This window comes from Microcystis sp. 49638_E5, assembly GCF_021300285.1.
GTDB lineage: Bacteria > Cyanobacteriota > Cyanobacteriia > Cyanobacteriales > Microcystaceae > Microcystis > Microcystis aeruginosa_C.
The window spans coordinates 1-9,753 of record NZ_JAJTDH010000103.1 but is presented as its reverse complement, the minus strand read 5'-3'; the positions used below and the strand labels follow the sequence as shown (position 1 = coordinate 9,753).

10 protein-coding genes are annotated in these 9,753 nt (G+C 43.8%); 3 read left to right on the top strand and 7 right to left on the bottom strand.

Features of this window, described 5'->3' with window-relative positions:
• A partial coding sequence (locus LW728_RS20130; protein ID WP_287767887.1) for a hypothetical protein occupies positions 1-352 on the bottom strand: 352 nt, incomplete at its 3' end.
• A gap of 275 nt (positions 353-627) precedes the next feature.
• Between LW728_RS20130 and LW728_RS20125 the strand changes: the two genes are divergently transcribed.
• From LW728_RS20125 to LW728_RS23290, 3 genes are all read left to right on the top strand, one after another.
• The gene (locus tag LW728_RS20125) at positions 628-801 is read left to right on the top strand and encodes a hypothetical protein (protein WP_155120225.1); all 174 of its coding nucleotides are present in this window, start codon (positions 628-630) and stop codon (positions 799-801) included.
• Positions 802-969: 168 nt separating this feature from the next.
• The gene (locus LW728_RS20120) at positions 970-1,197 is read left to right on the top strand and encodes a hypothetical protein (RefSeq protein WP_002756907.1); all 228 of its coding nucleotides are present in this window, start codon (positions 970-972) and stop codon (positions 1,195-1,197) included.
• On the top strand, positions 1,194-1,466 hold the full coding sequence (locus LW728_RS23290) for a hypothetical protein (RefSeq protein ID WP_353845714.1): 273 nt from the start codon (positions 1,194-1,196) through the stop codon (positions 1,464-1,466). The genes LW728_RS20120 and LW728_RS23290 overlap by 4 nt, the downstream gene beginning before the upstream one ends.
• Here LW728_RS23290 and LW728_RS20115 read toward each other — a convergent pair.
• From LW728_RS20115 to LW728_RS20090, 6 genes are all read right to left on the bottom strand, one after another.
• A complete protein-coding gene (locus tag LW728_RS20115) occupies positions 1,414-2,061 on the bottom strand; it encodes a class I SAM-dependent methyltransferase (RefSeq protein ID WP_287767883.1) in 648 nt (215 codons plus the stop codon). The two genes, LW728_RS23290 and LW728_RS20115, sit on opposite strands and share 53 nt — an antisense overlap.
• 100 nt (positions 2,062-2,161) lie before the next feature.
• On the bottom strand, positions 2,162-2,515 hold the full coding sequence (locus tag LW728_RS20110) for a DUF1257 domain-containing protein (protein WP_002731874.1): 354 nt from the start codon (positions 2,513-2,515) through the stop codon (positions 2,162-2,164).
• A gap of 134 nt (positions 2,516-2,649) precedes the next feature.
• Positions 2,650-4,161 carry a stress-responsive protein Ycf46 gene (gene ycf46 / locus LW728_RS20105; protein WP_287767880.1) on the bottom strand — a complete coding sequence of 504 codons (1,512 nt, stop codon included), beginning with the start codon at positions 4,159-4,161 and terminating at the stop codon, positions 2,650-2,652.
• A gap of 79 nt (positions 4,162-4,240) precedes the next feature.
• The gene (locus LW728_RS20100) at positions 4,241-4,591 is read right to left on the bottom strand and encodes a slr0373 family blue light stress response protein (protein ID WP_045358317.1); all 351 of its coding nucleotides are present in this window, start codon (positions 4,589-4,591) and stop codon (positions 4,241-4,243) included.
• 438 nt (positions 4,592-5,029) lie between these two features.
• Positions 5,030-5,938 carry a glycosyltransferase family 2 protein gene (locus LW728_RS20095; RefSeq protein ID WP_287767876.1) on the bottom strand — a complete coding sequence of 303 codons (909 nt, stop codon included), beginning with the start codon at positions 5,936-5,938 and terminating at the stop codon, positions 5,030-5,032.
• A 76-nt stretch (positions 5,939-6,014) separates the two neighbouring features.
• Entirely contained in the window at positions 6,015-9,488 is a 3,474-nt protein-coding gene (locus LW728_RS20090) for a type I polyketide synthase (protein ID WP_287767874.1), read from the bottom strand.
• Positions 9,489-9,753: the final 265 nt, after the last annotated feature.

The following is a 9,753-nucleotide window of genomic DNA, read 5'->3' as shown; positions in this document are numbered from 1 at the left end:
TTTTAACGGTACTATTATCATAAGCTGTGGCATTCATGGCGATATTGTCTTGATTGCCACTGTTGATAACTTGTTTAATTTGTTGTGCTAGGGTTTGGATTTCTTGGGCAAAATTGGTGTCTTTGAGCATTTCTACCTGTAAAAAAGGAACCACTTGCTGTTCAATCATCGCCTCGGATTTAGTTTGTTCGGCTGCCGCTAAAACCTTGGCTGCGGCCGGTTCCTTTTGTAACTTTTGCTTAATTTTTTGCCACAATTCTACACCTTTATCCATTGCTCCTTCCGTTAATTTACCGATAACAGCTTCAAAGGCGATTTTAGCGATTTCGGCGGCGGCTAATTCGGCTAACATAATTATTAATTGTGAGAATTTTTCGCCATTCTAGCACAACGGCAACAGCAGTTGTGGACGGTTTAAATGTTTGGTTGACTGTTCAAAAAGTAAAAAACAAAACTCTGATATCGTTGCCACAACAGGATTGAGATTAGAGCGAAGCGGACGCGCTGGTAAGCTAAGACATATTTAGGGTTTGCGGCAAAAAGTACGGGCGAAGCATTCGGATAGAAAATCTCCGGTTTCACCGATAGGTTATGCCCAAATGCTTCGCCCCTACAGGACGCGGGCCGATGAAGACGCAAAAATCTTGCACCTGTTTCGCTCGTAAAGCCACAAAACCCCTACCTTGCCTACATTTCACATTTATTCAGCAAACCCTATTTAAACTGCTTATTCTTAGATTAGCCGAATCTCCTCCAATTCCTTTACTGTTGCCTCTTGCCTCGTCTCAACAAGCAATTTAAATTACGAACAGCTTATTAATGCTTGAGCAGCCCTCAGAAGCCCTTTTATTGAAGCCCGTTATTCCCTAAAGTCGTTGACAATAAAGCTATAGACAAACTTAAACCGTTAGATTGCAAGAGTAGAAAAAGTAGTAAAATAGTTCAATACGCGTAAAACATGAACAAAACATGACTACTCTATTGCAAAAAGCATTCACAGAAATCCAGAAACTGCCAGAGCATCTTCAAGATGAACTTGCTCAACAATTGCTGGAAGATATTGAAGGTGAATTAAAATGGCAGAAAAGCCTTTCCAACGAGGATCTGGAATTGGGAGCTTTAATAACAATGGCACAGGAAGCTCTGATAGAAGAACAAGAGGGGAGAACAGAAGATAAAGGCTTTGGGGAAGAATGAAGTCATCCAGAACCAAGAGGTTTCGTCAACTTTTTCTAAGTTTGCCGCAAAGGGTACAAGAAACAGCCAAGAAAAATTACCAGATTTGGAAAGAAAATCCATTTCACCCCAGCCTAGAGTTCAAAGAGGTGAAACCAAGAGAAAAAATCTGGTCAGTCAGAGTCGGCATTGGATGGCGAGCATTAGGGATTAAGAATTCAAACGATGACTATAATCCTAGAGAAGATTTTTTTTTCCTATCACTGCATAGAAGGGATCAGCAACCATAATTCCTAACATTTGTAGGAAACTGGGGGTAGTAGCAGGACGAACGATCGCCTGTACTTCCCTAAATCCCGCCACCGATTTAAAATAGGATTTCACTAACGCTACCCGGCCTAAATCGCTATTATCGCGCCAAGCAGCGATCGCTTTTTGGTAAAACATCCGATTGGAAAAACTGACCACCACCAGACCATTAGGCTTTAAAATGCGATACAGTTCCGCAAAAATCGCCTCTGGATACTGCAAATACTGCACCGACACCGTGATTAACACCGCATCAAAAGAACTATCCCCTAGGGGCAATTTTGGCTGTGCATTGAGGTCCTGGACAAAATAACTATGCAAGCGGGGATTTTTGGCTAACTCCTCCCCATTCATCCCGTGACCTTCGATATGCTCAAATTCCATCTCCTCCGGTAAATGGGACACCCAGCTGCTCATCAGGTCTAAAATGCGCGTATTCGGCGATAATATCTCTCGGTAGAGAGCGGTTAATCGATCGATAAAACCCTCATCCACGTGGGTGACGAAGCGGGGAAAAGCATAAAAATCGCTGTCTTTGGTCGGATCGAGTTTAGTTCTTTCTTCGGGTCGGAGCATTTTTGTCAAGTTAATTTTACTATTCTTAACATACCCCACAGACAGAAAAAAGGGTTAACCGAACTGGTCAACCCCTAGGCTTGGGAACGCGCTGTAAATCTTAGCTTTGAACGACTAGCTTAACGTTAGCGTTTTGCAGACCGCGCTGTTTCACTTCGGATAGGGTTTTGTTCACAGCGTATTTTTGGTTGATCGAGTTGATCAATTCGGTTTGATTGTGTTTTTTGGCTACACCCCAGAGGTCAGCGATTAAATCGAAACTGCCGTCGGTGTTGCGGGACCAACCGAGATCATATTCGCCATCGAGAACAGCAACGATGTCGGAGCGAACCCGTTGACCGTTGTAACCACGAACATCAGCTTCGGTTTTTACGCTAATGCCGAGGTCGCGGAGAGAAGCTTTGAGGATTTCGGCATCGGTGATTTTGGTCCGGAGAGTGCTAAAATGAGACATTGGAATTTCCTCTTTGTAGATAAGAATCAACAACAACAGATTGAGAGTTAAAGAGTGCCGCCAAGCGGCTTTGCGAGGCATTGCTAGTCCCTGAGAACTAGCCTTTCATCCCGTTGGGAGCGGGCGAAAGTCTGTTAGAACTCCAATCGCTGGTACTCAGCGACGGAGGCCGAAGCAGGTCGGGCGCGTTGTCTGGCCCAATCACGCAGGGCAGTTACCTGTTCGGTCATGGTGCGAGATAGGGGCAGAGTCGCCTTAATCGCCGCAATAATGTCCAATTGCGTGAATTCGCGATCTTGGGCGAAGGCCTCATACATGGCGGCAATCAGCGCCTGTTCTATTTCCGCACCGGAAAACCCATCGGATACCTTGGCTAACTGCTCCAAATCGAAGCGAGAAATGTCGGAGCGTCGTTTAGTCAGGTGAATATTAAAGATATCTTGTCTTTCTTCGGAATTGGGCAAATCGACAAAGAAGATTTCATCGAAGCGCCCCTTGCGGAGAAATTCCCCGGGTAGCCGTTCAATCCGGTTAGCTGTGGCCATGACGAAGACGGGCGAGGTTTTTTCCTGCATCCAAGTCAGGAAGGAGCCGAAGATGCGGCTAGAGGTTCCCCCATCGGAATCGGCGGATCCCGTGCCACCGGCAAAAGCTTTATCTAATTCATCGATGAAAAGAATGGCCGGAGAGATGGATTCGGCAGTTTTTAAGGCATTACGCAGGTTAGCCTCGGACCGTCCCACCATGGAACCATCGTAAACCCGTCCCATATCTAAGCGCAGGAGCGGTAAACTCCAGAGACGCGAGGTGGTTTTAGCGATTAAGGACTTACCACAGCCTGGTACTCCTAAAATTAGCATCCCTTTCGGTTGGGGGAGTCCGTAACCTCTGGCTCTTTCTGTAAAGGCATTTGAGCGCTGTTTTAACCATCTTTTTAATTCTTCCAGACCGCCGACGGCATTGATGGTCTCGTCCTCTTCAACGTATTCTAAAATTCCGTTGCGGCGAATCAGTTGTTTTTTCTCGGAAAGGACGATTTCTACCTCGTCTTCCGTGAGTTTGTTCGCTTTTACATAGGCTTTCCGGTAAACTTTTTCGGCTTCATCTTTGGTTAAGCCCAAGGCCGCTTTCAGGAGTTTTTCCCGGACCTCTGTGGTGGTACGACGATTTTGATTTTTGCCTAGGTGTTGCGAGAGTACCGTATCTAACTCTCCCATGTCCGGCAGGGGAAAATCTAGAACTACTACGTCTTTCTCTAGTTCTATGGGGACTTCTTGCAGGGGAGACATTAAAATAATGATTTTTTCGGTTCCTTTAAAGCTGGCGATCGCATCTCTTAACCAGCGATTGACCGGAGCGGAAGTGATGAACGGATGCAGGTCTTTGAAGATGTAGATGCCCGCTTCCCGTTGACGCAATACCCATTCGATCGCCGCTTCTGGAGATACGGTATTATGTTGACTGGTTTGGCGCGGTTGACCCAGTTCGATCATGCCGTGGGTAACAGTCCAGACAAACACCCGTCGATGTTGTGTATTTAGTTGGGCTATTTTGCTGATGGCTTCTTCCGCCCTTTCCTCCTCGGAGGTGACGAGGTAAATCAGGGGATACTGAGCCTTGACGAGAATTTCTAGCTCTTCTTTCATAACATCGACCCTATTTGTGGTAACGGTTTTGACCTTGGGCGGCTGATGGCTGTAGATGCCTTGTTCGGCTACTGAGAGTTTAGCAGGGAACTAAGGCTGCTTCTCCCTCTGCGGTTGCTTGGGCGCCGACGGGTTCGGGAACTTCGAGCGGGAACTCGTCGCCGACTATTCCGGGCTGGCGTTTGATCGACCTTAGCCGATCTTCTTTCATTACTAACGCGGCATCACACTCGGGACAGACATGAACCTGATAGGTTTTGCCATAGGCGGCGGCTTCGATTTCTTCTACCTTTTCGGGGTATTTTAGGTAGAAAGCGATCGCTTTTTCCACCAGACCTGACATCGATTCTTCATCGATCGCAGCCCTTATTTTTAGTTGACGATGGACTCCAGGGGGAAGGTACAGTGTGACTTTTTGCTTGTCTTGCATATCACTAAATTGGTTTACCCGGGTATGTGTCTCTACTATAACCACTGTCTTTCCCTCCTGTCAAGATGGTAAGCTGTTATAACGGCATAATTGTAACATTTCTTTACAATTGTTGGAGAAGTGGGGTGTGGGGTGTGGGGTGTGGGGTGTGGGGTGTGGGATGTGGGGTGTAGGGTGTGAGGAGATGGGAGATGGGAGAATAAATAAAAATAGTCTCCTCTCCTGCCTCGGAGCCTCCTGATTGACAATTGGCCAATTTTGTGATCCGCGTGGGCATTTCAGGTGATACCAGTCAATCAGAATAGTTACGAAATCTTAACAGTTGGTCGATTCTTGCTTAACAATTGAGATGGCAAATTCCACTCAAATATTCCTGAATCGCCCTCTGGGTGAGCAACTCACATAAAGTTAATTTTGTCAAGGATTGTTAAGATGCGCTTACCCAGCTGACCACCTCTTGATTTTATTTTTCAATCTGACAAGGAGATGGCTATTGATAGAAAGTTTTTTTACTACTTGTTTGCCATATTCTCTGTCTATTACTAATTCCTTGGCTTCCTTCAGCGGAAATAACATAGAGTGCTGGGGAAGATTGCTTCTGAAATCATCGGGTTTTTTAGTATGGGATGCTTCTTCCCCGAAGCCAATATTAGAAATTAAGTTGACTGAGGGAACCACTTCTAATCCTGAGTGGAAAAGGCATTGAAACATCCACTGATAGTCCCAAGTATCAATTTCTCCTCTATAGGCTTGGGAGAAAACTTGGTCGTACCATTTAAATATTTGTTCATCCTCGATAAAATCTTTAATTTCTTGCCTGATTTTTCGGTTTGACCATAATTTAATCTCATAGTCATAGCCTTGCCAAGCTCTTTTCCAAGTGGCCCATCCCCAAATGCCCCCACAAAAGGAAAAATGATAACTCTGCTGCTCTGGTTTCCATTGTCCTAACCAGTTAGTTCCGCTGATACTCATTATTTTTGGCTCATTTCTATATTTCTCCAATAGTTGTTCGCAAAATGGAAAAAAAGTTGGGTGGGGGAGGCAGTCGTCCTCTAGGATGATGGCTTCCTCGACTTGCTCAAAAACCCAGCTAATACCTGTAGATACCCTGCGTCCGCAGCCTAGATTAACCTCTGAATAGTTCCTGAATACTTCACAGTCCCAATCGATTTGTTTGACAACGGCACGGGTGGCAGCGCACTTGTCGCGGTCGTCTGGTCGAGCGGAGCGCGGACCGTCGGCAATGATAAACAGTTTGTTGGGTTTGGCCTGACGAATCCCTTCAAATACCTTTGCTGTCAGTTGAGGTCGGTTAAAGATAAAAAAAGCCACTGGAGCCTTCATAAGTCATTCAAAATTAAAAATATTGGCGGCGAATTCAGACAAGCCAGCCGTGGTAGAGTATATCCTGATTCGGGTTTCAATCATCTGCCTGCGCTTCGTCAAGGCAAGCTTTAAGCCTTTCAGCCGTAGTCTCGACATTGTCACCGAGATAAGAGTCGTGAGTTCCTGGAATCCGGTGAATTTCCAGTTCTCCTCCGGCTAGATGGTTCCACCCCTGATTTTGAGCCTTGGGATAAAAACTTTCAGTGACTAACCAGGTAATTCCACCAGAATAGGTTTGTGGTCTGTAGTGCATAATCATTTTTATGTAGTTTTTGGCAACTTTTTTTCGGTGGCGACTGAAGCTGTCTTCTGCCAGCTTTTCCTTCACCTTTGATGCTTGGTTAAAAATATAGGTGAGACTCTCTCCTTTCCCTGAGGATTTGAGTTCTCTGAGATGATGGCGAATTCTTGGAATTTGGAAAAATTTCTCCACCTGATAGCGGAGTTTTCTCGGCAGAGTTGGAACAGGTGTATCGAGAAAAACTAATAATCCCACTTTCTGTCCTTGTGCGACTAGCTGTTGTGCCATTTCCAAAGCGACAAGTCCGCCTATACATTCACCTCCGAGAAGATAAGGTCCTTCGGGTTGGACGGTACGGATTTCTTTGATGTAGTCGGTTGCCATAGCCTCTACAGTATTGTGAGGATTTTCGATTCCGTCCCAACCCCTTGCTTGGAATCCATAAACAGGCCGTTCTTGACCCAAAAGATAGACTAATTTGGCATAGATGATTAATTCATTTTCGCCGCCGCCGCCACCGGGGACGAGAAAAAATGGTCTTTTCGCGCCACTCGACTGCATGGCTACTAGAGAAGACTGAGGATTTAGTTGGCTTTCAAGTCTAAGGCTGTGAGTCTGGGGGTCAGTTTCAACCGCTTTCTCCCGGAGAATCCTAGCTATCTGCTCAACCGTTGGAGCTTGGAAAAGGGTGACTAATGGTAGATTGACCTTGAAGACTTTTTCGATTTGAGCGAATAGCTTGACCGCCACCAGAGAGCGTCCCCCTAAATTGAAGAAATTGTCTTTGACTCCGATAGTCTGGATTCCTAAAACTTCTCGCCAAATCTCGGTCAATTGCATCTCTAAATTATCACGAGGAGCGATAAATTCTACATTCAAATAGTTCTCTTGATTATTGCTTCGTTGTCCCTTCAAATAGTTCTCTTGATTATGGATGCTTTGTTTATTTGGTATTTTAGGTGATACATCAATCCAGTATGATTGACCCTCAAAGGGATAGGTAGGGACTGAAATAGGATAACATTGTTGATAGTTTGAAACTTTAGGCCAATCAATTTTCACCCCCATTAACCAGAATTTGATTAAAGTGGAAAATAAATAATATAAATAATCAAAACTTTTTATTTCTTCAGGACTTTTTATGTTATAATCATCAAGCTGTTTGAGATAATCATGACTTTTGATCTCCAGAGAACATAGATCTAGCAAAATTACATTAGAGTCTGATAATAGGCTAGGTAAATTTTCTGCGTTCATGTTATTGACATTAAATTCTTTTTGCCACTGCTTATAGTCAATAGTTTCATGAATTTTAATTGTCTTACCACTGATCGGTAAAATTACGGGAATTTTTGCGGCTTGAAACTTGGGAGGTGATTCAATTTTTTTATCTTCTATGATTAAAGAAATTGCCTCTTCTACAGTTAAAATTCCCGCCAATACTAAAGCAGCATAATTTCCCAGACCATAACCTATACAGATTGCTGGTTTTATTCCCCAGTATTGCCATAATTGAGTCATCGCATATTCACAGATAAAGTTGACTACTTGGCTAAGAAAAGGGTTTTCTAAATTTTCTTCTTCTATTAATTGAAAAAATGATCTTGTCGAATAAGAAGAAATAAGTGGTTGCAATTCTTCTAGCAATGAATAGATGGCTGGATGACTTTGAGCAAGGGATTTAATAATTAGTTTAAGTTTCTGGCTTTTTCCAGAAAAAATAAAACAAATTGGTGCGGATTTTTGCCTTATAACTTGTCCACTGAATACACTTGATAATGCTTCTTGGCGAACAATCATATTTAGTTGCTCTTGCAATTGTTCTTTTGATTCAGTGATCATAGCTAGACGGTGGGAGAATTGAGATCGCCTAGTATTAGCCATAAAACAAATATCGGACAAAGCGACTTCAGGGTTATCTTCTAGGAAAGATTGATAACGTTGCACCAAAGCTTGTAAAGCAGTAGAAGTCTTGGCGGTTAGGGTAAAAACTTGTAAAGGAGAAAGATTAGGTTCAGCTTTTGCTTGAGACGGGACTGATTCTAATATCAGATGAGCATTCGTTCCCCCCAGACTAAAAGAACTAACCCCTGCTCGAATTGGCCCTGTTTCTTCGGGTAAAGTTTCTAAGGTTTGTTGTACTTTTAGTCCTAGTTTGGCAAAAGGAATGGCAGGATTAGGCTCTTGACAATGTAAAGTGGGGGGTATTTGACGGTGATAGAGGGAAAGAGCAACTTTAATCAACCCCGCAATACCAGAAGCACCTTCTGTATGACCAATATTGGTTTTTACACTGCCCACCCGACAGGGATTATCAGCAGTTCGATCTTTGCCAACTACTGTTCCTAATGCCTTCATTTCTAGGGCATCTCCAATGGGCGTTGCCGTACCGTTAGCTTCAATATAATTAATAGAATTGGGATTAATTTCTGCCCGTTGATAAACTTTTTGCAAGAGAGCAATCTGGGCTTGCATATTGGGTGCGGTCAAGCCATTACCACTACCATTGTGATTAACGCCACTCCCCCGAATCACAGCATAAATGCGATCGCCATCCGCTTGAGCTTGGGATAGAAGTTTTAAGACAACGACTCCGATACACTCGCCCCGAACATAACCATCCGCTTTAGCATCAAAAGTTTTACACAAACCATCGGCAGAAATCAAACCCGCATTGACATATCTAGAGGCAATCACGGGAGAAAAAGTTAGATGTGTACCACCGACTAAAGCCAAACAAATGTCTTCATTCCATAAGCTTTGGCAGGCACTATCTATGGCCACTAATACAGAAGAACAAGCGGTATTTATTGTTAGACTTAAACCCTGAAAATCAAAATAGGAAGAAATCCTATTGGCTAACATACAGTCGAGAGTTCCAATGGTGGTATTAAAGGTTGAATCTTCAATTAATAAATTCGGATATTCACTACCAGAAAGCCCAATAAAAACGCCAGTATCGGTCCCTGCTAAATTAGCGGGAACTAGCCCAGCGTCTTCTAAGGCTTCCCAAGAGGTTTCTAACAAAAGTCTGTGTTGAGGATCCATCTTGATCGCTTCTTCCGAAGAAATGCCAAAAAACGCCGCATCAAATTTATCTATGCCATCGAGAAATCCCGCCCAACCTGTCATCTGCGTAGGGCGATCTATAGGGTCTTTAGTTATCTTATGTACGCCATTTTGGAGTATCTCCCAAAATTCACTAGGATTATTGGCTCCGGGAAAACGACATCCCATACCAACAATTGCGATGGGCTGTTTAATCATTAACTTTTGTATATACTGTGGCCATGTACACTTGACTACTATATCAATATAATTTAGGATCAGTCAAGCTCAAGAGTGGAATAACTGCCTTGGCTTTATCCGTCAATTGAAACGAGAAACGAGGTATCTCTTTTTATGGTTTTAGCTTCTATTGTCTCAACATCTCAGACTGGCTCTCTTGAATTACTGGCTACCCAGCTTAATAATCCCCCGGCTCTGGCTAATAATTCTGGTAGCACGGTGACAGTCTCCCTGACAGCAACAG